The organism is Rhizobacter sp. P2_D12 (assembly GCF_056404395.1).
Genome location: NZ_JBFUEB010000097.1, coordinates 1 through 23,179, shown reverse-complemented (window position 1 = coordinate 23,179; position 23,179 = coordinate 1). Strand labels below are relative to the sequence as shown.

Sequence of the window (23,179 nt, the reverse complement as noted above, 5' to 3'; positions counted from 1 at the left end):
GACGGCCGCCGCCGCACCCGCGCCGGCCGCCGCCCCGGTGGCTGCGGCCCCGGCTGCGCCCGCCGCACCGGTCGAGCCGCCCAAGCCGGCGCTGCGCGTCATCAAGGCCGCCGACGTCGTCGACGAAGAGAAGCAGCGCGCCGCCGACCTGGCCAAGCGCCGCAAGGCCGCCGAGGACGAGGCTGCCGCGATCCGCGCGATGATGAACGCGCCGAAGAAGGTGCTGACGGCCAAGAAGCCCGAAGAGCCGCCCAAGCCGGAAGCCGGCAAGGAAGGCATCAAGGGCACGATCCACAAGCCGGCGGCTGCTCCGGGCGCCACGACCACCACCGCCACGGCCGCCAAGCCGGGCGAGAAGCCGGGCGACAAGAAGTCGGTCAAGTCCGAGAAGCTGTCTTCCAGCTGGGCCGATGACGCTGCCAAGAAGCGCGCGCTCAAGACCCGCAACGATGCCGCAGCCCGTCCGGGCTGGCGCGCACCGCGCGGTGGGCGCCGTGGCGACCGCAACGATTCGCAAGGCGGCAACTTCGTCGCGCCGGCCGAGCAGCAGATCCAGGAAGTGCACGTGCCCGAGACCATCAGCGTCGCCGACCTGGCGCACAAGATGTCGGTGAAGGCGTCCGAGGTGATCAAGCAGTTGATGAAGCTGGGCCAGATGGTCACGATCAACCAGCAGCTCGACCAGGAAACGGCCATGATCCTCGTCGAGGAAATGGGCCACAAGGCCTTCGCCGCCAAGCTGGACGATCCGGAAGCCTTCCTCGAGGACACCCAGGCCGAGGCGGTGCACGAAGTGCTGCCGCGCGCGCCGGTCGTCACCGTGATGGGCCACGTCGACCACGGCAAGACCTCGCTGCTCGACTACATCCGCCGGGCGCGCGTCGCCGCGGGCGAAGCGGGCGGCATCACGCAGCACATCGGCGCCTACCACGTCGACACGCCGCGCGGCATGATCACCTTCCTCGACACCCCGGGTCACGCGGCCTTCACGGCCATGCGTGCGCGCGGTGCCAAGGCGACCGACATCGTCATCCTGGTGGTGGCGGCCGACGACGGCGTGATGCCGCAGACCAAGGAAGCCATCTCGCACGCCAAGGCGGCCGGGGTGCCGATCGTGGTCGCGATGAACAAGATCGACAAGCCCGAGGCCAACATCGAGCGCCTGAAGTCCGAGCTGGTGGCCGAGCAGGTCGTGCCGGAAGACTTCGGCGGCGATTCGCCGTTCGTGCCGGTGTCGGCGAAGACCGGGCAGGGCATCGACCAGCTGCTGGAGCAGGTGCTGCTGCAGGCCGAGGTGCTCGAGCTCACCGCGCCGAAGGATGCGCCGGCCAAGGGCCTGGTGATCGAAGCCCAGCTCGACAAGGGCCGCGGCCCGGTCGCGACGGTGCTGGTGCAATCGGGCACGCTCAAGCGCGGCGACGTCGTGCTGGCGGGTTCGAGCTACGGCCGCGTGCGGGCGATGCTGGACGAGAACGGCAAGCCGACGACCGAAGCCGGTCCGTCGCTGCCGGTCGAGATCCAGGGCCTGACCGAGGTGCCGCAGGCGGGCGACGAGTTCATGGTGCTGGCCGACGAGCGCCGTGCGCGCGAGATCGCCACCTTCCGCTCGGGCAAGTACCGCGACGTCAAGCTGGCCAAGCAGCAGGCCGCCAAGCTCGAGAACATGTTCGAGAACATGGGCCAGGGCGAGGCGCAGACGCTGGCGCTGATCATCAAGGCCGACGTGCAGGGTTCGCAGGAAGCACTGGGCCAGTCGCTGCTCAAGCTGAGCACCGACGAGGTCAAGGTGCAGATCGTGCACGCGGCGGTGGGCGGCATCAGCGAGAGCGACATCAACCTCGCGATCGCGTCGAAGGCGGTCATCATCGGCTTCAACGTGCGTGCCGATGCCGGCGCGCGCAAGCTGGCCGAAGGCAACGGCGTCGACCTGCGCTACTACAACATCATCTACGACGCGGTCGACGACGTGAAGCAGGCCATGACCGGTCTGCTGGCGCCGGAGCAGCGCGAAGAGGTGATCGGCACGGCCGAGATCCGCACGGTGTTCGTGGCGTCCAAGATCGGCACCGTGGCCGGCTCGATGGTCACCTCGGGCGTGGTGCGCCGCAATGCGCGCTTCCGCCTGCTGCGCGACAACGTGGTGGTCTACACCGGCGAGGTCGAGTCGGTGCGCCGCCTGAAGGACGACGTGCGCGAGGTCAAGGAAGGCTTCGAGTGCGGTATCAAGCTGAAGAACTACAACGACATCGCCGAGGGCGACCAGCTGGAGTTCTTCGAGGTCAAGGAAGTGGCACGAACGCTGTAAAGCGGAGCGTGGGTCTCATCCCAAACCCCGCCCTCGACAAGACGGCGGGGTTTGTGTTTGGTGAGCCGCGCCGCCGGTCTGCAGGAGCCTGAACATGCGACACAAACGATCCATCCCGAACCGCGGTTTCCGCATTGCCGACCAGATCCAGCGCGACCTGGCCGAGTTGATCCGCGACCTGAAGGATCCGCGCATCGGCATGGTCACGCTGCAGGCGGTCGAGGTGACGCCCGACTATGCGCACGCCAAGGTGTTCTTCTCGCTGCTGGTGGGCGACGTGAAGGAATGCGAGGAGGCCTTGAACGAGGCCGCCGGCTTCCTGCGCAACGGCCTGTTCAAGCGGCTGCAGATCCACACCGTGCCGACGCTGCATTTCCACTTCGACCRCACGACCGAGCGGGCCGCGGAGCTGAGCGCGCTGATCCAGCAGGCCAACTCCACGCAAGCCAAGGAAGACTGATCCGGTGAACGCCCCCCGCCCGCGCATCCCGCGGCGCGCCGTTCACGGCGTGCTGTTGCTCGACAAGCCGCTCGGCCTGTCGAGCAACGACGCCTTGCAGAAGGCCAAGCGCCTGTACCGTGCCGAGAAGGCCGGCCACACCGGCACGCTCGACCCGCTGGCCACCGGGCTGCTGCCGCTGTGCTTCGGTGCGGCCACCAAGTTCTCGCAGGTCAGCCTGGAGGCCGACAAGACCTACCGCGCGACGCTGCAGCTGGGCGTCACCACCACCACGGCCGATGCCGAGGGCGAGGTGCTGCAGCGGCGCGACGTGAACGTCGGTCGCGAACAGCTGCAGGCCGCCTGCGCAGGCCTGACCGGCCCGATCCGCCAGGTGCCGCCGATGCATTCGGCGCTGAAGCGCGACGGCCGGGCGCTGTACGACTATGCGCGTGCCGGCATCGAGGTCGAGCGCGAGGCGCGTTCGGTGACGATTCATCGCATCGACATCGTCGACGGCGACACTGGCGGCCAGGACGGCCGCTGGACGATCGACGTGCGCTGCTCCAAGGGCACCTACATCCGCACGCTGGCCGAGGACATCGGCGAGGTGCTCGGCTGCGGTGCCCACCTGGCGGCGCTGCGCCGCGTGGCCTGCGGCGGCCTGGCACTGGACCGCGCCCACACGCTGGAGCAGCTGGCCGAGATGGACGAGGCGGCGCGCGACGCGCTGCTGCTGGATGCCGATGCGCTGCTGGCCGACTGGCCGGTGGTGCGCCTGGGCGACGAAGACGCGGGACGCTTCCTGAGCGGCCTGCGTCGGCGCCTGCCGCTGGCCGATGCCGAGCAGGTGCGGGTGTATGGCCCGCAGCCGCGCGCATTCCTGGGCAGCGGGCGCGTCAGCGCCGGCGAGCTGATTTCAACAAGGCTCTTGAGCCCGGTGGAGGTGCAAGGCCTCTTGAGCACATTTTGAACGTAGAGAGCCCGTCATGACCCGACAGATCCGCAACATCGCCATCATCGCCCACGTCGACCACGGCAAGACCACGCTGGTCGACCAGCTGCTGCGCCAAAGCGGCACCTTCCGCCAGAACGAGAAGGTCACCGAACGCGTGATGGACAGCAACGACCTCGAAAAGGAACGTGGCATCACCATCCTCGCGAAGAACTGCGCGGTGGAATGGAAGGGCACGCACGTCAACATCGTCGACACCCCGGGGCACGCCGACTTCGGCGGCGAGGTCGAGCGCGTGTTGTCGATGGTCGACAGCGTGCTGCTGCTGGTCGACGCGGTCGAGGGCCCGATGCCGCAGACGCGCTTCGTGACCAAGAAGGCGCTGGCGCTGGGCCTGAAGCCGATCGTCGTCGTCAACAAGGTCGACCGCCCGGGCTCGCGCATCGACTACGTGATCAACGCCACCTTCGAGCTGTTCGACAAGCTGGGCGCCACCGAGGAGCAGCTCGACTTCCCGGTGATCTACGCGTCGGGCCTGAACGGCTGGGCCACGCTGACCGCCGGCGAGACCGGCGCCGACCTGGCGCCGCTGTTCGACGCCATCCTGCAGCACGTGCCGGCGCACGAAGGCGACCCGGCCGGCCCGCTGCAGCTGCAGATCTGCTCGCTGGACTATTCCACCTATGTCGGCCGCATCGGCATCGGCCGCGTCAACCAGGGCACGCTGAAGCCGATGCAGAACGTGGCGGTGTTCAGCGGCCCCGACAGCACGCCGTTCAACGCCCGCGTCAACCAGGTGCTGAAGTTCGAGGGCCTGGAGCGCCAGCAAGCCACTGAAGCCGGCCCGGGCGACATCGTGCTGATCAACGGCATCGAGGACATCGGCATCGGCGTCACGCTGACCAGCATCGAAGACCCGAAGCCGCTGCCGATGCTGAAGGTCGACGAGCCGACGCTGACGATGAACTTCTGCGTCAACAATTCGCCGCTGGCCGGCCGCGAAGGCAAGTTCGTCACCAGCCGCCAGATCTGGGACCGCCTGCAGCGCGAGCTGCAGAGCAACGTCGCGCTGAAGGTCAGGGAGACCGACGAAGACGGCATCTTCGAGGTGTCGGGCCGCGGCGAACTGCACCTGACCATCCTGCTGGAAACCATGCGCCGCGAGGGCTATGAGCTGGCCGTCAGCAAGCCGCGCGTGGTGTTCAAGGAGGTCGATGGCGAGCGCCACGAGCCGATCGAGATGGTGACGGCCGACGTCGAAGACCAGCACCAGGGTGCGGTGATGCAGGCGATGGGCGAGCGCAAGGGCGAGCTGGTCAACATGGAGCCGGACGGCATGGGCCGCGTGCGCCTGGAGTACAAGATCCCGGCGCGTGGCCTGATCGGCTTCCAGAACGAGTTCCTGAACCTGACGCGCGGCACCGGCCTGATCAGCAACATCTTCGACGGCTACGAGCCCTACAAGGGCGAGATCGAAGGGCGCAAGAACGGCGTGCTGATCAGCCAGGACGACGGCGAGATCGTGACCTATGCGCTGGGCAAGCTGGACGACCGCGGCCGCATGTTCGTGAAGCCGGGCGATCCGGTGTACGAGGGCATGATCGTCGGCATCCACAGCCGCGACAACGACCTGATCGTCAATGCGGTGCGCGCCAAGCAGCTGACCAACTTCCGCGTCTCCGGCAAGGAAGACGCGATCAAGATCACGCCACCGATCATCCTGACGCTGGAGTACGGCGTCGAGTTCATCGCCGACGACGAACTGGTCGAGATCACGCCGAAGTCGATCCGGGTGCGCAAGCGCCACCTGAAGGAACACGACCGCAAGCGTGCCTCGCGCAGCGAGTGACATGACCCACGGCCGGGCGGTGGCCGGCATGCTCGTCGTCACGCTGATGTGGAGCATCGCCGGCGTGGTGACGCGCCAGCTCGAGGCGGCGCGCAGCTTCGAAGTGACGTTCTGGCGCAGCCTGGCGACCTTCGCGTCGCTGGGCGTCTACTACGCGTTCGTGCACGGACGCAGCACGCTCGCGCTGCTGCGCGCCGGCGGGCGGCCTCTGCTGCTGTCCAGCCTGATGTGGGGCGTGATGTTCACCTGTTTCATGGTGGCGCTGACGCTGACCACGGTGGCGAACGTGCTGATCACGATGAGCATCGCGCCGCTGATCACCGCGGTGCTGGCGCGCTTCACGCTCGGGCATCCCGTGGCGCCGCGCACCTGGGGTGCGATCGTGCTGGCCGGCATCGGCATCGCCTACATGTACGGGCAGGGCGTCAGCTCGGAGCCGAAGCACCTGCTCGGCACGCTGGTGGCGCTGGCGGTGCCGATCGCGAGCGCGATCAACTGGAACACGCTGCAGCGCAGCGGTGCGGACGTCGACCTGGTGCCGGCGCTGCTGCTCGGCTCGCTGATCTCGGCCATCGTCACGCTGCCCTTGTCCTTCCCGCTGCAGGCCTCGTTGCACGACGTGGCGTTGCTGGGCATGCTGGGGCTGGTGCAGCTGGCGATCCCGTGCGTGCTGGCGGTGCGCCTGGCACGCCACCTGCCGGCGCCGGAGATGTCGCTGCTGGCCTTGCTGGAGATCGTGTTCGGCATCGCCTGGGCCTGGCTGGGCACCAGCGAGCAACCTTCCGTCGCGGTGATCGTCGGCGGCAGCCTGGTGCTGGGCACCTTGTTCGTCAACGCATGGGTGGGATTGCGGGAGCGTGTGGCATGAGCGTCGTCGCTGAAGTGAAGAACGGTATCGGCCTGCTGACCCTGAACCGGCCGCAGGCCTTGAATGCCTTGTCGCTGGCGATGATCCGCGAGCTGACTGCGGCCTTGCTGGCCTGGCGCGACGACGCCGCGGTGACGGCCGTGGTCGTGCGCGGTGCGGGGCGGGACGGCAAGGGCGTGGCGTTCTGCGCCGGCGGCGACATCCGCTTCTTCCACCAGGCGGCGCTGGCCGGCAACCCGGAGATCGAAGACTTCTTCACCGAGGAATACGCGCTCAACCACCTGATCCACGGCTACCCGAAGCCCTATGTCGCGCTGATGGACGGCATCGTGATGGGCGGCGGCATGGGGATCTCGCAGGGCGCGTCGATGCGCGTCGTGACCGAGCGCTCCAAGCTAGCGATGCCGGAGACGCACATCGGGCTGTTCCCGGACGTCGGCGGTGGCTGGTTCCTGTCGCGCTGCGCGGGGCGGCTGGGCGAGTACCTGGCGATGACGGGGCAGGTGCTGGGGGCGGGCGATGCGATCGACTGCGGGCTGGCCGACGTGTGCGTTCCGAGCGGCGATCTGGCCATGCTGGTCGAGGCGCTGACGGACCAGCCGCACGAGAACGCGGAACAAGTTCATGCGACCGTGCGGGCACGTGCGGTGGCGCCGGCCGCGACGACGGTGCTGGACCGCGCCGCGATCGACCGGCATTTCGCGGGCGACACGCTGGCGGACATCGTTGCATCGCTGCGCGCCGAGGCCGGCGAGTGGGCCACCGCGACGCTCGCGATGCTGGACAAGGGCTCGCCGTTGATGACCGCCGTGACGCTGGAGCAGGTGCGGCGCGCCCGTACGATGACGCTGGCCGACGACCTGCGCATGGAGCGCGACCTGGTGCGGCGCTGCTTCCAGCTGCGGCCCGGGACGGCCAGCGAGACCGTCGAAGGGATCCGTGCGCTGGCGGTCGACAAGGACCATCGGCCGCGCTGGAACCCGGCGCGGATCGAGGACGTGACGCCGGAGATGGTGGCGGCGTTCTTCGCGAGCCCGTGGCCGGCGTTCGCGCATCCGTTGCGCGGACTGTCGTAGCCCGGATGCCAATCCGGGGATCGTCCGGCACACCCCGGATTGCCATCCGGGCTACGGGCTTCCCCGAGGAACGACGGCCGCACCCGCACCCTAGGATGGCCTCACCGCACCAGGGAGAGGCCATGAAGCAGCTGTCCGGATTGGACGCGTCATTCCTGTACATGGAGACGCCCGAGATGCCGATGCACGTCGGCGCCTTGCACCTGTTCGAGCTGCCGGCCAGCTACAAGGGCAGCTTCGTCGCCGACATCCGCCGACACATCGGCTCGCGCCTGCCGCTGGCGCCGGCGCTGTGCCGCAAGCTCGCGTGGATGCCGTTCAACCTGGCCAACCCGGTGTGGGTCGATGCGGCGCCCGACCTGATGCAGCACATCGTCGGCATCAAGCTGCCGAAGAACAGCGGCCTCGATGAACTCGACGCCCAGGTGGGCGAGCTTCACCCGGTGCTGCTCGACCGCGAGCGCCCGCTGTGGAAGTTCCACGTCTTCGAAGGCCTCGCGCCCGGGCCGAACAAGGAGAAGCGCTTCGCCCTCTACACGCAGCTGCACCACGCCGCCGTCGACGGCCAGGCCGCGATCGCGCTGGCCCAGGCCATCCTCGACGTGCAGCCGCAGCCGCGCGACATCGAGCACGCCGAACGCCCGGCGAAGAAGATGCAGCTCGGCCTGGCCGAGATGCTGAGCGGCGTGCTGGCGCACCAGCTGCAGCAGTACGGCAACATCGTCAAGGCGCTGCCGTCCACGGTCGGCGCGCTGTCGCAGGCGGCCATGCAGGGCGCGGGTGGGCTCGCGAACAGCGCGGTCGCCAAGGTGCGGGGGCAGGGCGGCGACGACGCCTCGATCGGCCTCGCACCGCGCACGCGGCTCAACACCACCGTCAGCGCCACGCGGGCGTTCGCCGCCGTCAGCCTGCCGCTCGCGCAGATCAAGGCGCTGCGCCGCGCGCACGATGCGACGCTGAACGACGTCGTGCTGATGGTGTGCGGCGGGGCGCTGCGAAGGCACTTCCTGCAGCACGGCCCGCTGCCGCGCAAGTCGATGGTGGCGGCGGTGCCGGTGTCCACCCGCGCGGCCGGCGACACCACCTCGAACAACCAGGCTTCGATGACGGTGGTCAACCTCGGCACGCACGTCGCCGACCCGATGGAGCGGTTGCTCTACGTCAAGGCGGCCAGCGCCGCGATGAAATCCACCCTCGGCAGCGTCAAGAGCCTGATGCCCACCGACTTTCCTTCGCTGGGCGTGCCCTGGCTGATGAGCACCGTGACCTCGCTGTACGGTCGCGCGAAGGTGGCTGACCGCATTCCGCCGATCGCCAACGTCGTGATCTCGAACGTGCCCGGCCCGGCCTTCCCGCTGTACATGGCCGGCGCCAGGATGCTGACCAACTACCCGACCTCGATCGTCGTGCACGGCGTCGCGCTCAACATCACCGTGCAGAGCTACAACGAGTCGCTCGATTTCGGGTTGATCGCCTGCGCGCGGGCGATGCCCGAGGTGGCGGACCTGGCCGTGCACCTGCGCGAATCGCTGGACGAGCTGCTGGCGCTGCCGCCGACGGCGATGGCCACCCCCGTGCCCGAGCCTGCCAGGCCGCAGCCTGTCGCCAAGGCGACACGGCGGCTGCGTGTTCCCTCTAGGGCCAAGGCTCCAGCCAAAGCCGCTGTTGCTCGTTAACATGCAAGCGTATTCACGACAGGCCGCCGCTCGGCCTTGAACCATGGCCCGTGACGGCGCGCAGGAATCCCACGACACGCTGAAGGCCCCCAACGCCTTGCTCTTGCTGCTCGAAGGCCGCGCGCCGTGGGAGTACGCTGCCATGGTCGCGTCGTCGCCGGTGCTGAACCGGCTGCTCGACAAGCTGCCGCCCGGCGACGGTCACCCGGTTCTGGTGTTCCCCGGCCTTGGCGCCGCCGACTTCACCACCATCCCGTTGCGCAACTTCCTGCGTGACCGCGGCTACGAGCCCTATGCCTGGGAGCAGGGCTTCAACCTGGGCCCGCGCGATGGCGTGCTGCAGGGCTGCCTGGACCGCGCCGACCTGCTGGCCCGGCGCCACGGCAAGCCGCTGAGCCTGATCGGCTGGAGCCTGGGCGGCGTCTACGCGCGCGAGATCGCGAAAGAGCGCTCGCAGCAGACCCGCTGCGTCATCACGCTCGGCACGCCGTTCACCGGCCACCCGCGCGCGACCAACGCGTGGCGCTTCTATGAACTCGTCAGCGGCCAGAGCGTGCACGACCCGGAGCTGCTCGAACAGGTGCGCCAGGCCCCGCCGGTGCCCACCACGTCGATCTACTCGCGCAGCGATGGCGTCGTCGCGTGGCAGTGCAGCATCAACGACGAAGGGCCGCTGGCCGAGAACATCGAGGTGCATGCCAGCCACATCGGCATGGGCATGAACCCGCTGGCGCTCTACGCGATCGCCGACCGGCTGGCGCAGGACCCGGCGCGCTGGCAGCGCTTCGACGCGAGCGGCGCGCGCAAGTGGTTCTTCAAGACCGCCGCGGCCGCATGAAGCTCTCGGCCAACGGCGTCTCGCTCGAAGTCGAAGACCACGGCGCGCCGAATGGCGAGCCGCTGCTGCTGGTGATGGGCCTGGGCATGCAGCTCACGGCCTGGCCCGACGAGCTGGTGCAGATGCTGGTGGCGCGTGGTTTCCGGGTGATCCGCTTCGACAACCGCGATGTCGGGCTGAGCGAGGGCTTCGATGCGCTCGGCGTGCCCAACATCGCGATCACCGCGATGAAGTTCGCGTTCCGCCTGCCGATCACGCCGCCGTACCCGCTGCGCGCGCTGGCCGACGATGCGGTGGGCGTGCTCGATGCGTTGGGCATCGCGCAGGCGCATGTGTGCGGCGCATCGATGGGCGGCATGGTGGCGCAGCTGATGGCCATCCACCATCCTCAGCGCGTCAAGAGCCTGACGCTGATGATGACGACCACCGGCTCGCGCCGGCTGCCGATGGCCAGCCCCGAGGTGCGGCGGGCGCTGATGAGCCGCCCCGAGGATCCGAAGAACCCCGCCTCCGTGGCCGCCCACCTGGGCCGTTTCATGCACTTGATCGGCAGCCCCGGCTACCGGCCCGACGCGGCCTGGATGCAGGCCAAGCTGCAGGCCGCGGTGCAGCGTGCCTACCGGCCGGCCGGCACGGCGCGCCAGCTGGTGGCGATTGCGGCCGATGGGGATCGCAGCGCGCGGCTGGCCGGCGTGAAGCTGCCGTGCCGCGTGATCCACGGCCAGGCCGACCCGCTGGTGCCGGTGGCCGCGGGGCATGACCTTGCGCGCAAGATCACGGGCGCCGAGCTCGAGCTGATCGACGGCATGGGGCACGACCTGCCGTTGCCGCTGCTGCCGCGCTTTGCGCAAGGCATTGCGCTGGCCGCCGGCCGCGCCTGAGGATCAGGTCGGGTCGATCAGGTCGGGTCATTGGCGGCCGCGCGCGGCTCGGTGCGCAGCTCCAGCCATTCGAGCGCGGCAGCGCAGGGGTCCATGCCTTGCCAGTGCGGCTCGGACAACAGCGCCCAGGCCAAGTGTTCCAGGTCGCTGCGGTCGACGCGCGGCCATTGCTCGTGCAGGCGTTCGGCGCATCGGAGGGTCCATTCGGTGGCATTCATCAAGGTGGCCTTCAGTCGTTGGGCCGTGATGCTAGTCCGAGGCTGTATGGATATACAGTAAACCCGAGCGATGTCCGAGGTTGTCAGTTGCGCCGAGCGCGTGGGTGCTGGTCAGCGGCGTATTTCGGTCCAGGCGTTCTTGCGGGAGGGGATGGCCTGGCAGAGGTTGAGCGATTGCGTCTGGGTCTGGCCGGATGCGGTGGTGGTCATGCCGGCGATGCCGCCGGTGCCGCAGTTGGTGGTCGAGGAACCGCTTGCCGAGCCGGCCGCCGTGCCGCTGGTGCGCAGCAAGGTCATGCGCGACGACATGTCGGTGTTCGAGAGGGTCTTGCCCACGTAGCCGATGCCGGTCATCGACGAGCCGCTGCGCATGTCGATCACATAGTGCCGCGAACTGGCCGAACAGTCTGCGATGGCGGACTTGTTCGTCACCGCAACCAGTGCATTGAAGCCCAGCGCCGGGGTGGTGTTGACAACCTCGCCGCTCGGCAGGTCGACGTACCAACCGCGCGATCCGGTCCAGTTGACGCTGTTGCTGGTCAGCGAATCGGCGCTGGCGTTGTAGATCTGCTGGGTCAGCTTGCTGCGCGGGTTGGTCAGTTCGGTGCCATCGGCGATGGCATAGAGGCTTTGCGTGCCGGGCGTCGTCGACAGGTCGTTCAATCCCAGCAAGCGGCCGGTGCCGACGAAGACGACGCGCTGGCCTTCGTGTTGAACCAGCGCAGGTGCCGCGGTGACCGGCTGTGCAGTGCCGTTTGCATCCTTCAGCACGGCCAGGCGCTTGACGGTGCGGTCGACGAGGTCGAAGCGCCACAGGTTGCCCAGCTCGTCGCCGCCGTAGACGTACTGCACGCTGCCGTCGTCTTCGTAGTAGGGCGTGAACTGCGCAAAGCCCGGGTCGATGGATGCAACACCGGCATTCGCGACCAGCGTGGCCTGCACGACGCCGGTGCCGGCATCGAGCAGGAAGAGGCGGCCCTTGCCGTCTTGCGCGGCGTTGTTGTAGCCGCTGCTGACCAGCGCGGTCCAGGTGTTGCTGCCCTTGATCCGCACGATCCGCGGTGCGCCGACCGCGAGGCCCAGCGTGTTCCGGACGTCTGGCGAGGTGTCGGCATTCGGGAACTCCCACAGGGCCCGCGACGCGAGCGCGGAAGACGAAGTGATGCCGCCGGGTTTGCTGACGTCCAGCGCATACCAGCCGCTGCCGCCGGTGCCGAGGCCGCCCAGCAAGATCTTCTTCGAGCCGGTGTCGACGAGGGTCGGCGTACCGTCGAGCAGGGTGCTGAAGCGATAGGAGCGCTGGGTGGTTTTCCCCAGGGCGGGCAACACGTTGTAGGGGATGTACGCCCACAACTCGCTGCCCTTCTTGCTGTCGAAGGCGTGCAGCATGCCCTCGTTGCCGGCTTGATAGACCACGGAGTCTTCGGAACTGACCACGGGTGCGGCATTGATGAGTGCGCCCAGCAGGCCGTAGCGCTTGCGCCAGGTGGTGCCTTCGCCGCTGCGTTCGCCGCGCAGGTAGTTCATGACCGAACCGGTGTCGCCGTAGACGCCTCCAGGATTGAGCAACGTGGCAAGGGGCGAGGAGCTTGGAAGAAATTGGGAGCCTTGCCTGCCGTCGAACGTGGCGATCACGCGAGTCGTCCAGTCGCGTGCCGCCAGCAAGTCCGAGGCCGACCACAGCTTCGACGTGTTCACCACGCCGGTGGCACTGGAGATCGTGTGGGCGCTGAGCTCACCCATCCACCCTTTCACGTTGTAGTTGGTCACATAGGCCTGGTTGTCGCCATGTGCCAAGTTGATCGAGCTGACGCTGGCTCCGGCCTGCCCACCCACTTGGGCCTGCATGTCGTCGAAGGCGGATTGCAGTGCGGCCGCGGTGTTGGTGGGGTTGGTGGCAAGGTACATCTGCCCCCGGCCATTGATCGTCGCGTGCCAGAGTTCATCCAGTCCCGCTGGTTTGCCGCTGCTGACCGAAAGAAGGGGCCACGGATAGGCGGTGGTACTCGCGGCAGGCACGGCACTGGCGGGCCACAGGGTTCCCTTGACTCCCAGCGACAGGCCATAGGTATTCATGTGCAAATCCGGATTCGCATCGGCTGCACTCGTCGGCACGCGGCCGGTCGCCAGGTCAGGCCGCAGGTTCAGCGTGTAGTAGGCGAGTGCGAGGTCGGCCATCGTTTTCTTTTCGGTCGTTGCGTACGGCGCTCCAGAGCCCCACGTCGTCTGGTCGTAGCTGGGCGGCTCCACCGCCAGACTGCTCGGATACCCATCGGTCGCGATCACTGCGTTGTTGCGCTGGCACGCGTACTGCACCACCTGGCGATTCGTCATGAACTGTTGGCCGATGTAGTTCAGCGTCGGGCGGGTCGGCGTGCCGCTGGTTCCGATCACCTTGTAGATTTCGCCGGTGGCTGCCAGGAAGTTGCTTGCCTGGTCGACCGTGTCGACGTCATACATGGTCGGCGCCTTGGTCGCATGGAAGGCCACCGTGCCGACTCGCATGCCGCCGACGATCTCCAGCACCGTGCCCAAGGCGGCCGGCATCATCAGCCGGCGCTTGCGGTGGTATTGGTACCAGTTGGCGAAATTCTGCAGCTCGTCCGCATAGCTGCGCCCGGAGGGGAAAGAGTTGCCGACCTTGATCTCGTAGCGCTTCAAGGTCTTGGTTCGCCCCGGTGCGTATGCGCAGTTAGCATCGCCGGTGACCACCGCGCACGACTCTACTTGCCAGAATGTGGCCGGGTAGTAGGCGATCGTGACGTGCTCTACTCCAGAGGCGTAGATTGTGCGATCGACCGGCTCTATGGTGGCGCAGTTCGTGCCGGTCCGCTGCTCCTTGTCGACAATCATCCCGTTCCTGAAAGTGAACAAGTTGGCGACGCACCAAGTCGTTGTCAGATTCTGGGGCTCGGTTCCCCACACCGGGTGCGACAACACGGCGACCGGATTCGCGTCGGAGAATCGGTGCAGCGCGTTGTCGTAGTAACCCGCTGACCACGGCTTGTAGGTGGCCATCGTGTCGTAGTACAGCGGGTTGTAGGCGCTTGATCGGGCGAAAGCAAATTGCCGTGTAGGCGGAATGCCGCCATTGCTGGACAGGCGCAACAACGCTGGCGTGACCAGTGGTTCTGGAAACAGGTAAGCGTAGTCGTCACCGGCGCTTATCAATGTGCCATCGGGGAACCAGGCGGTGTTGGCGCTAATGCTCCAGTAAAGCATGCCCTCGTTCGTATCGAACAACACCTCGGCGTCCATCGACGTCGAGTCGTCATAGCCGATCAGCAGGTTCGGCTTGGCCAGCACGCTGGCCTTCAGCGGCCGGCCGGCAACGTCGGTGGCGTGGACATTGGCGGCCGACCCGCACAGGCCGCCGAGCAGCACCAGGGTGCAAAGGCGTTTGATGTTCATGGGGTATCGCTCCATCGGGCCGGAATCGGATTCACACGCTTCCCTTGGTCACCAAGGCCTGCACGAACACCGTCATGCCGCGGCTGTCGGTCACGCGCACCGTGATGCGGAACTGTGTGACGTAGGGGTTGTCGAGTTGCTTGCCTCGATCCGCGGGGGCTTCGCCGCGGTTGAGTGGCATGTCGACTTGTTTCAGGAGGCACTGCTTGAAGACGTCGGTCACAGTGCCGTCGTCGCAGACGCGCTCGACGAAATACCTCGCGTCGTACGCACCGACGCTTTGCGATGGCCGTTGATCCCAGTTGAGCGAAGGAAGGCCTTCTGCGGTCTGGTCGCTCGCCAGCGTCTCGCGGTACCAGTCGGTGCTTGAACTGCTTGCCTCGTTGGCCAACCCGCGCACCGCCGTGTAGGCCGTGTTCATGGCCACCTCCGACGCCTGCAGCGCCGCCGCCCGGCTCGCGATGTTGCCCGTCAGCAGCGTGCTGGCATCCGTCATGCGCGCCAGCGCCAGCCCGCTCAGCAGCAGCGTGGCCAGCACGATCAGCACCAGGAAGACCGAGCTGCCGCGCTGCCGCGATGCACGGGCCGGTCTCATTGCAACCCCGTCGCGATGTTGCGCAGCGGGATCACCGTGGTGACGAGTCGGTATCGGTAGCATTTGTCGTCCTCGCTCAGGGTGAAGCTCTCGCCGGTGATCAACGTGGGCGGCGTCACGGTGGCCGCGCAGGCCCCGGTGGCGGCGTCGCGCTTCTCGGGCTGCGCGCTGCGCAGCAGCAGTTGCAGCCGCAGCGCCAGCACCCTGTCGATGTTGCTGCTGCCCAGCGCGGCCCAGCTGCCGCTCGGTTCGACCCAGCTGCTCAGCGTGCGTGTGCCGGACGACGCGGCGATGCCGTACTGCGCGCGGAACGCCATCACCTCGCGCGCCAGCGTCGCCGTGCTGCCGCTCACCAGGTCGAGCTGCTGGAACATGCGGTTGCTGACCTGGTAGCGGTAGGCCGACAGGCTGCCGAGCAGGGCGACCCGGTCGCCATGGGTGTAGCTGGCCGGCGTGGTGAAGCTGGCCTGGTTGTAGCGCCCGTCGGTGTCCGAGGCACCGAAGCTCAGCTGCTCGTAGCTGGACGTGGTGGCCGGCGTGATGCCGGTGATCGACCGCACCATGCACGCGCCGCCCGCCGCCGCCGGCGACAGCAGCACGGCCTGGCCGAGCGACGCCGGCAGGTGCGAACTCAAGGACGCCACGCTCGCGCTGGCATTGACCAGCGGCACGTCGGCCCCACCGTAGACGCTGGAGGCGTGCAACAGCTCCAGCGTGTCGCTGAAGCCGGTGGCCGGGCGTGTCACGGTGAACGGCGTGAAGGCGCTGCCGTCCCAGCGCGCCGTGCTGCCGACGCTGAAGTTCAGCGTGCCGCAGCGGTAGCTGCTGCTGCCGAAGAAGCCGAGGCCGGCCTGCAGCACCGGCGTGCGCAATGCATCGAGTGCCGCGGCCCCGCTGCCCGTGGCGGCGGTGCTGCCCACCGCCTGCCGCTGCGTGGCCGCGAAGCCGATCGCCATGCCCATCACGACCAGCCCCAGCAGCAGCGCGATGACGATGCCCACCATCACCTCGATCAGCGAGCTGCCGCGCACCCGGCGCGGCGTCGTGTGTTCACTGGCGCACATCGGTCACCGCCGTCAGGGTGTGCGTGTCGGTCGCCAGCTGCGAGCCGATCTGGCTGGGCTTGCCGGACCAGCTCAGCACCAGCTGCAGCCGGCCGGTGCTGCTGTCCAGCGTCGCGACCGCGCTGGGCGCGACGCCGGCATGGGTGGGCAGCGCGGCGAGCGCGGCGGTCTTCCATTGCGCCGCGCTGGCGGCTGCGTCGCTGCTGGTGCAGACGCCGGTGGCCGGCAAGGTGTAGCAGGCCGCATTGCTGCCGTCGAGCTGCGCCATGCCGAGCAGCTCGTCGGCCGCCCGCGTGGCGGCCAGCCGCACCTGGGCATCGCTGTTGTTGGCGATCAGTCGCGCCTGCATCCGGGTCAGGCCGAGCATGCCGAAGGCCAGCATCGACATCGCGATCAACGCATCCAGCAGCCCGATGCCGCGGCGCCGGTGCAGGGAAGGGGGGCCAGGGCGGCGCATCAGTTGCATGAGCTCAGGTCTCCACACAGGCGGATGCCGCCACCGGCGTCCAGGCGCAGGCCGGGGCAGCGCAGGCTGGCCGAGCAGGCCGCGCCGGACAGTTGCAGGTCGATCGCCGCGTCGGCGGCCGGCCGGCCGCGGCTGTCGAAGGTGATGCTGGCGCTGGTGGCGACGATCGATTCGGGCAGGTTCTGCTGGCGATCCAGCGCCGGGCTCGACGTGGTCTCGCTGATGCGGACCAGGCTGCCGGTGGTTTCCAGCCTGACGCTTGCATTGCGTTTGACCGCCTCGCTCTGCGCCAGCTGCGCATCGGCCAGCAAGGCGTGGCCGGCCTCGCGCAGCCTGGTGTTGCGCAGGTAGTCGGTGAAAGCGGGCAGGCCGGCCACGAGCAGCATCGCGGAGATGGTCAGCGCCACCAGGGCCTCGACCAGCGAGACGCCTCGCAGGGCCTTCAGGCGTCGCATGAACCGCCCCGGATGGACCAGCAGTTGGCGCCCGGGACGCCCTTGGGATGGCTCAGCGTCTTGCGCGTTCCGGCGTAGTTGATGGAATAGCTGTAGCCGGTCAGCGTGCCGGTGCCGGTGGCCGTCAGCGTGTAGGCCGTCGCGCCGGCGAGCTGGCAACTGAAGCTGAAGCTGCCGGCCGAGGCCGGCAGGGCGACGGCGCATGCGCTGCCGCCGTAGCTTGCGGTGTCCTGGTAGTACTGCTCCATGCGGATCGCGTAGGCCGACATCGCTTCCAGCCCCGCCGGCACGCGCGACCGGCGCATCGCGTCGGCATAGGAAGGCAGCGCGACGCTGGCCAGGATGCCGACGATCAGGACGGCGATCATCAGTTCGATCAGGGTGAAACCGCGACTGCGACGCTGCTGCATACAGGCCTTCTGCGAGATGGGATGGGAGCGGACTGTAGAGAGAACGGCCTGCCTTGAAACACTTGCTCACAGTAGTTAACAAAGGGCACAGACCGGGTGCGGCAGCCATCACGCCAGGCAAAGACAGCGATACTGCGCAGCTTTGCCCAGGGCCTGTCCGCCGTGAACCGTTCGTTTCTCCCCCCGCTGGCAGCGCTGTCGGCGGCATTGCTGTCCGGCGGGTTCGCGCAGGCGCAGTCCGGCGACGCTGGCGGCGACGGCCCGGTCGGCTCGGTGCGCACCGTCTCGCTGTTCGGCTACGAGAGCGTGCGGCTGCCCGAAGGCGAGCGGCTCGGGCTGGTCGGCGGCACGCTGCTGTTCGATGTCGGCGACGGCTGGGCGTTCGGGCCCGGGGTCTATGGCGGTGCGAGCGGGCGGCGCGGCGGCTTCTTCGTTGCCGGGGTCGAGGTGCAGCACCGCTGGTCGATCGCGGCCGGCTGGACGCTGGCTTCGGGCTTCTATGCCGGCGGCGGTGGCGGTGCGGCGGCGCCGGTGGGATCGGGCCTGATGCTGCGGCCGGCCGTCACGCTGCTGAAGGACCTCGGCCCGGCCTTGCAGCTCGGCCTGTCGCTGTCGTCGGTGCGCTTCCCGAGCGGCGACATCGCGAGCGAGCAGGCGGGCATCGCGCTCGCCTGGCGGGGCGAGTTCCTGTACCTGGGCGGCGAGCACGGTGCCTCGGGCTCGGTGCCGGGCCGCGCCACCGGCCTGGGCTTCGACCGCATGGCCCTCACCGCGTCGACCTACCGCTTCGACGGCAGCGTGCGCCCGACGATCGGGCTGGCCGGCGCGCGGGCCGAACGCCGCACGGCCTACGGCCTGGCCTGGGGCCTCGAGGCCGCGGCGGCGGCCAAGGGCGATGCCGCGGGCTACATGGAGATCCTCGGCACGCTCGGCGCCGACGTCGCGCCGTGGCCCGAACTGCTGCGCACCTGGCGCGTCGGCGTGCGCGCGGCCGCGGGGCTGGGCGGCGGTGGGGCGGTGCCGACCGGCGGCGGGCTGATCGGCAAGGCGGCGGCGACGATGTCATGGAGTCCGGCACCGGGCTGGACGCTGGGCGCCGAGCTGGGCCGGCTGCGTGCGGCCGAGGGCGGCATGCAGGCGCGCCAGGCGCAGCTGTGGCTGGGCGTCGACCTGGAGCCCGGGTACGACGGGCGCAGCACCGAGGGCCGCGTGGTGCGCACCGAATGGGCGGCGGTGGTGCAGCACCATGCGCGCGTCAAGCGCAGCGATGGCCGGCGCCAGTCGCTGGACACGATCGGCCTGAAGCTGAACCGCTTCGTCGACGCGAACGTCTACCTGAGCGGCCAGGCGCACAGCGCCTATGCCGGCAGCGCGGGGGCGTACTCGGTGGGCCTGGTCGGTGCGGGTGTCGCGTCGGTGACCGGCGAATCGGCGCTGCGCTTCGGTGCCGAGGCCCTGGCCGGCGCGGCCGGGGGCGGCGGGGTCGATACCCAGGGCGGCGCGATCCTGCAGGCCGTGCTGTGGGCGGGCTGGAATGCGACGCCGCGCAGCGAGTGGCGGCTCGGCCTGGGCACRATGCAGACGCTGCGCGACCGCCACGGCACGCCGCTGGTCGAGCTGGCGTGGAGCCGGGCGTTCGGGATGGCGGGGTGGTGATTGCGCCTGCGGCGACAATATCGCCCGTGAACACGCCCCTGGATTCGACACTGTCGCCGTGGCGGCTCTCGGTCGCCCCGATGATGGACTGGACCGACCGCCACTGCCGCTACTTCCACCGCCTGCTGACCCGGCACACGCGCCTGTACACCGAGATGGTGACCACCGGCGCGCTGATCCATGGCGACCGCCCGCGCCACCTCGACTTCAATGCCGAGGAGCACCCGGTGGCGCTGCAGCTGGGCGGCAGCGAACCGGCCGACCTGGCCTTCTGCGCGAAGCTGGCCGAGCAATGGGGCTACGACGAGGTCAACCTGAACTGCGGCTGCCCGAGCGAACGGGTGCAGCGCGGCGCCTTCGGGGCCTGCCTGATGAACGAGCCGGCGCTGGTGGCCGACAGCGTGAAGGCGATGCGCGACGCGGTCTCGATCCCGGTCACGGTCAAGCACCGCATCGGCATCGACCAGGACGAGCGCTACGGCTTCGTGCGCGATTTCGTCGGCCAGATCGCCGAGGCCGGCTGCGAGGTCTTCATCGTCCATGCGCGCAACGCCTGGCTCAAGGGCCTGAGCCCGAAAGAGAACCGCGAGGTGCCGCCGCTGCGCTACGAGACGGTGCACCACCTGAAGCGCGACTTTCCGCACCTGACCATCGTGCTGAACGGCGGCGTCACGACCCAGGAGCAGGTGGCCGGGCAGTTGCAGCACCTGGACGGCGTGATGCTGGGCCGCGAGGCGTACCACAACCCCTGGCTGATGTCGCAGTGGGATGCGCTGTTCTTCGGCGCGCAGCCGCAGGCGCTCGACCGTGCAGCGATCGAGCAGCAGATGGTCGACTACATGGAGCGCGTCGGCGTGCATGGCGAGCCGTGGTCGCGCGTGGTGCGGCACATGCTGGGGTTGCGCAACGGCCTGCCGGGCGCACGGCGCTGGCGGCAGGTGTGGTCGGACCACAAGCTCAAGACGCAGCCGGCGCGCGAGGTGGCGCGCATCGCGCACCGCGAGACCGTGTCAGCGTGATCGCGCCGGCCAGGTCGCCAACAACACGCCCGCAATCGCCAGCCCGAACGCCGCCGCCTGCGTCACGCTGATCCGCTCGCCGAGGAAGATCACCCCGACTGCCGCCGCGCTGATCGGCAGCAGCACCGTGAAGATCCCCGCCGACGACGCCGGCACCTGGCGCAGGCCCGTCATCCACAGCCATACCGTCACCATGCTGGCCGCCAGCGAATAGAACAGCAGCAGCGACCACGACGCCGCCGGCACCGCCGCGAACGCGAACGACCAGGCCTGCCACAGCCCGAACGGCGTCACCAGCGCCAGCCCCCACAGGTTGACCAGCGCGCTGATGCGCTTGGCCGAGACGTTGCCGGTGAGCTTCTTGCCCATCACCACGTACGAGGCCTCGCACAGCACCGCGCCGAACAACAGCAGGTTGCCCAGCAGCGAGCTGCTGCCCTGCGCGTCGCCGCCATGCGCCACCACCGACACCAGCGCGATGCCGCCCACCGCACAGGCGATGCCCGCCGCCACGCGCGGCAGGATGCGCTCCTTCAGGAACAGCCGCGACAGGATCGCCACCGCCGCTGGGATCGCGGCCATGATCACGCCCGCCGCCAGCGCCGAGCTCATGCCCACGCCGAACAGCATGCAGATCGAGAACAGGAAGTTGCCGAAGAACGACTCGAAGAACAGCAGCACGCGGTCGTGCCGGCTCAGCGGCGCCTCGCCCGGCTGCCGCCGCACCCAGCTGACCATCGCGACCGCCGCCATGCCGAAGCGCAGCCAGGCCAGCAGGAACACCGGGAACACCGCCAGCAGCAGCTTGGACAACCCGACGTAGCTGCCCACCAGGGCCATCGAGCTGCCCAGGCACAGGTAGGCCAGCCAGGGTGCGTGCACGCGGTGCGCGGCCGTCACGGCCGGGGACGTTGAGTTCATTCGGCGAAGGGAAGCGGTTCTCAGAAGGCGCTAGCGTACCGCGCGATCTCCCAGCCGCTGACATGGCGCGCGTACTCGGTCCACTCGGCGCGCTTGAGGCGGATGAATTCGCCGGCCAGCGTCTCGCCGAGCGCGGCGCGGATCACCGCATCGGCCTCCAGCGCGTTGACCGCCTCGCCCAGGCTTTGCGGCAGCAGCCTGATGCCGCGCTCGCGCACCTGCGCCAGTGTCAGCTGGAACAGGTCGTCGGTGCAGGCCGGGCCGGGGTCGAGTTCGCGCTCGATGCCGTCCAGCCCGGCGGCGATCAGCGCCGCGCTCGCCAGGTACGGGTTGGCCGACGCATCCGGCACGCGCCATTCGAAGCGGCCGTTCAGCGTGCGCACCAGCGCTGTCCGGTTGTTCGGCCCGTGCGCCACGTAGGCGGGCGCCCAGCTGGTGCCCGACAGCGACTCGCCGACCACCAGCCGCTTGTAGCTGTTGACGGTGGGTGCGGCCAGCGCGCACAGCGCCGCCGAATGCGCCAGCACGCCGGCGATGAAATGCCCGGCCAGCGCCGACAGCGGCCGTTGCCGGTCGGCGAACACGCAATCCGTGCCATCCCACAGCGACACGTGGAAATGCATGCCGCTGCCCGGCTGGTTGGCGAAGGGCTTGGGCATCATCGAGAAAAGGCTGCCGTGCTTCTCGGCCAGCGCATGCGCCGCCAGCTTGAACAGCATCAGGTGGTCGGCACTCGCCAGCGCGTCGGCATGGTGGAAGTTCAGCTCGTACTGGCCGTGCGCATCCTCGTGGTCGACCTGGAACACGTCCAGCCCGCAGGCCGTCAGTGCCTCGGTCAGTTCGTGCAGGAAGGCGGCCTGGCGCGGCAGCGTCTTCAGGTCGTACGAGGGCTTGTCGAGCCCGTCCAGCGCATCGGCCGGCGCGATGCCGTCCGGCGTGCGGCGCAGCAGGAAGAACTCGGGCTCGATGCCGGTGCGCAAGGTCCAGCCGCGCGCCGCCAGCCGGGCCACCTGGCGCTTGAGCACCTGGCGCGGGCAGGCGTCGAACGGCGCGCCGGCCACCCAGCCGTCGCAGACGATGCGCGCATAGCCGGGCATCCAGGGCAGGGCGCGCGCGGTCCCGGGCTGGCCTCGGCCGTAGTACTCCGAGCGCGGGCCGGTGCGCGGCAGGCCGGTGCCCCAGATCGACGGGCCGGCGAAGCCCGCGCCCTCGGCCAGCAGGCTCTCCAGGTGCGCGATCGGCACGTACTTGCCCTTGGCGACGCCGTGCACGTCGGTGAACTGCGCGACCAGCGTGTGCACGCCCTCGGCGAGCAGGCGCTGGCGCAGTTCGTCGATGCCTTCCGTCATGCGGCCGCCGCCGCGGCGTGCAGCGCATCGCGCAGGATGCCGCTCGCCTCGGCGAAATGCGCTTCGGGGATGGTGAGCGGGAACAGGAAGCGGATCACGTTGGCGTTGACGCCGCAGGTCAGCAGGATCAGACCGCGCTGCAGCGCCTCTCCCTGCACCTGCTTCGTGAACCCGGGGTCGGGCTCGATGCTGCCGGGACGGTTGAACTCGACCGCGACCATCGCGCCCAGCCCGCGCACGTCGGCGATCTGCGGCAGCTCGGCGCGCAGGCCGTCCAGCTGCACCTTCAGGCGATCGCCCATCGCCTGGCCGCGCGCAGGCAGGGCCTCGTCGCGCATCACGTCGATCACCGCATGCGCTGCCGCGATGGCCAGCGGATTGCCGGCGTAGGTGCCGCCCAGGCCGCCGGGCGCCGGCGCATCCATGATCTCGGCGCGGCCGGTGACGGCCGACAGCGGCAGGCCGGCGGCCAGCGACTTGGCGCTGATGACGATGTCGGCCTGCACGTCGGCGAAATGCTCCATCGCGTAGAGCCGGCCGGTGCGGCCGAACCCGGTCTGCACCTCGTCGGCGATCAGCACGATGCCGTGCTCGGTGCACAGCTCGCGCAGCCAGCGCACGGCCTCGGCCGTGATCACGTTGAAACCGCCTTCGCCCTGCACCGGCTCGAAGATGATGGCGGCGACGCGCGCGGCCTCGATGTCGGCCTTGAACAGGTGGTGCACCGC

General features: G+C 69.1%; 21 protein-coding genes. 11 read left to right on the top strand and 10 right to left on the bottom strand.

The window, feature by feature from the left end:
* The 9 genes from infB to AC1DYN_RS25315 form a co-directional block, all read left to right on the top strand.
* On the top strand, positions 1 to 2,305 hold a 2,305-nt coding region (infB, locus tag AC1DYN_RS25355), incomplete at its 5' end, for a translation initiation factor IF-2 (RefSeq protein WP_477964252.1).
* Between the two features lie 94 nt (positions 2,306 to 2,399).
* The gene (gene rbfA, locus AC1DYN_RS25350) at positions 2,400 to 2,765 is read left to right on the top strand and encodes a 30S ribosome-binding factor RbfA (RefSeq protein WP_477964250.1); all 366 of its coding nucleotides are present in this window, start codon (positions 2,400 to 2,402) and stop codon (positions 2,763 to 2,765) included.
* Positions 2,766 to 2,769: 4 nt separating this feature from the next.
* Positions 2,770 to 3,717, top strand: coding sequence for a tRNA pseudouridine(55) synthase TruB (gene truB / locus AC1DYN_RS25345; RefSeq protein WP_477964248.1), 948 nt, complete (start codon positions 2,770 to 2,772; stop codon positions 3,715 to 3,717).
* A gap of 16 nt (positions 3,718 to 3,733) precedes the next feature.
* Complete coding sequence (typA, locus tag AC1DYN_RS25340; protein WP_477964246.1) at positions 3,734 to 5,548, top strand: translational GTPase TypA; 1,815 nt, start codon at positions 3,734 to 3,736, stop codon at positions 5,546 to 5,548.
* A gap of 1 nt (position 5,549) precedes the next feature.
* Positions 5,550 to 6,416: a DMT family transporter gene (locus tag AC1DYN_RS25335; RefSeq protein WP_477964244.1), complete on the top strand. Its 867-nt coding sequence runs from the start codon at positions 5,550 to 5,552 to the stop codon at positions 6,414 to 6,416.
* On the top strand, positions 6,413 to 7,492 hold the full coding sequence (locus AC1DYN_RS25330; RefSeq protein WP_477964242.1) for an enoyl-CoA hydratase/isomerase family protein: 1,080 nt from the start codon (positions 6,413 to 6,415) through the stop codon (positions 7,490 to 7,492). Before AC1DYN_RS25335 ends, AC1DYN_RS25330 begins: the two co-directional genes overlap by 4 nt.
* 122 nt (positions 7,493 to 7,614) lie before the next feature.
* Positions 7,615 to 9,168: a wax ester/triacylglycerol synthase family O-acyltransferase gene (locus AC1DYN_RS25325; protein ID WP_477964240.1), complete on the top strand. Its 1,554-nt coding sequence runs from the start codon at positions 7,615 to 7,617 to the stop codon at positions 9,166 to 9,168.
* A 43-nt stretch (positions 9,169 to 9,211) separates the two neighbouring features.
* Positions 9,212 to 10,006 (top strand): esterase/lipase family protein, encoded by a 795-nt coding sequence (locus AC1DYN_RS25320; protein ID WP_477964238.1) that lies wholly within the window; start codon positions 9,212 to 9,214, stop codon positions 10,004 to 10,006.
* Complete coding sequence (locus AC1DYN_RS25315) at positions 10,003 to 10,887, top strand: alpha/beta fold hydrolase (RefSeq protein WP_477964236.1); 885 nt, start codon at positions 10,003 to 10,005, stop codon at positions 10,885 to 10,887. The genes AC1DYN_RS25320 and AC1DYN_RS25315 overlap by 4 nt, the downstream gene beginning before the upstream one ends.
* Before the next feature lie 17 nt (positions 10,888 to 10,904).
* On the opposite strand, the gene AC1DYN_RS25310 is transcribed toward AC1DYN_RS25315, so the two are convergent.
* The 7 genes from AC1DYN_RS25310 to AC1DYN_RS25280 form a co-directional block, all read right to left on the bottom strand.
* Positions 10,905 to 11,105 carry a hypothetical protein gene (locus AC1DYN_RS25310; protein ID WP_477964234.1) on the bottom strand — a complete coding sequence of 67 codons (201 nt, stop codon included), beginning with the start codon at positions 11,103 to 11,105 and terminating at the stop codon, positions 10,905 to 10,907.
* A 111-nt stretch (positions 11,106 to 11,216) separates the two neighbouring features.
* Positions 11,217 to 14,516, bottom strand: coding sequence for a pilus assembly protein (locus tag AC1DYN_RS25305; RefSeq protein ID WP_477964232.1), 3,300 nt, complete (start codon positions 14,514 to 14,516; stop codon positions 11,217 to 11,219).
* A gap of 31 nt (positions 14,517 to 14,547) precedes the next feature.
* The gene (locus AC1DYN_RS25300; RefSeq protein WP_477964230.1) at positions 14,548 to 15,111 is read right to left on the bottom strand and encodes a pilus assembly PilX family protein; all 564 of its coding nucleotides are present in this window, start codon (positions 15,109 to 15,111) and stop codon (positions 14,548 to 14,550) included.
* Positions 15,108 to 16,175, bottom strand: coding sequence for a PilW family protein (locus AC1DYN_RS25295; protein ID WP_477964228.1), 1,068 nt, complete (start codon positions 16,173 to 16,175; stop codon positions 15,108 to 15,110). Before AC1DYN_RS25295 ends, AC1DYN_RS25300 begins: the two co-directional genes overlap by 4 nt.
* A complete protein-coding gene (locus AC1DYN_RS25290) occupies positions 16,162 to 16,641 on the bottom strand; it encodes a type IV pilus modification PilV family protein (protein ID WP_477964226.1) in 480 nt (159 codons plus the stop codon). The genes AC1DYN_RS25295 and AC1DYN_RS25290 overlap by 14 nt, the downstream gene beginning before the upstream one ends.
* Positions 16,632 to 17,096, bottom strand: coding sequence for a GspH/FimT family pseudopilin (locus tag AC1DYN_RS25285; RefSeq protein WP_477964224.1), 465 nt, complete (start codon positions 17,094 to 17,096; stop codon positions 16,632 to 16,634). The genes AC1DYN_RS25290 and AC1DYN_RS25285 overlap by 10 nt, the downstream gene beginning before the upstream one ends.
* A complete protein-coding gene (locus tag AC1DYN_RS25280; RefSeq protein WP_477964222.1) occupies positions 17,084 to 17,506 on the bottom strand; it encodes a type IV pilin protein in 423 nt (140 codons plus the stop codon). The genes AC1DYN_RS25285 and AC1DYN_RS25280 overlap by 13 nt, the downstream gene beginning before the upstream one ends.
* Positions 17,507 to 17,668: 162 nt before the next feature.
* Between AC1DYN_RS25280 and AC1DYN_RS25275 the strand changes: the two genes are divergently transcribed.
* On the top strand, positions 17,669 to 19,162 hold the full coding sequence (locus AC1DYN_RS25275) for a hypothetical protein (protein WP_477964220.1): 1,494 nt from the start codon (positions 17,669 to 17,671) through the stop codon (positions 19,160 to 19,162).
* Positions 19,163 to 19,242: 80 nt separating this feature from the next.
* A complete protein-coding gene (gene dusA / locus AC1DYN_RS25270) occupies positions 19,243 to 20,181 on the top strand; it encodes a tRNA dihydrouridine(20/20a) synthase DusA (RefSeq protein ID WP_477964254.1) in 939 nt (312 codons plus the stop codon).
* On the opposite strand, the gene AC1DYN_RS25265 is transcribed toward dusA, so the two are convergent.
* The 3 genes from AC1DYN_RS25265 to AC1DYN_RS25255 all read right to left on the bottom strand — a co-directional run.
* Positions 20,173 to 21,102, bottom strand: coding sequence for a DMT family transporter (locus AC1DYN_RS25265; RefSeq protein ID WP_477964218.1), 930 nt, complete (start codon positions 21,100 to 21,102; stop codon positions 20,173 to 20,175). The genes dusA and AC1DYN_RS25265 overlap by 9 nt on opposite strands.
* Before the next feature lie 20 nt (positions 21,103 to 21,122).
* Positions 21,123 to 22,451 carry a type III glutamate--ammonia ligase gene (glnT, locus tag AC1DYN_RS25260; RefSeq protein WP_477964216.1) on the bottom strand — a complete coding sequence of 443 codons (1,329 nt, stop codon included), beginning with the start codon at positions 22,449 to 22,451 and terminating at the stop codon, positions 21,123 to 21,125.
* Positions 22,448 to 23,179, bottom strand: a 732-nt coding sequence (locus AC1DYN_RS25255; RefSeq protein ID WP_477964214.1) for an aspartate aminotransferase family protein, incomplete at its 5' end; no start/stop codon positions are given. The genes glnT and AC1DYN_RS25255, both read right to left, overlap by 4 nt.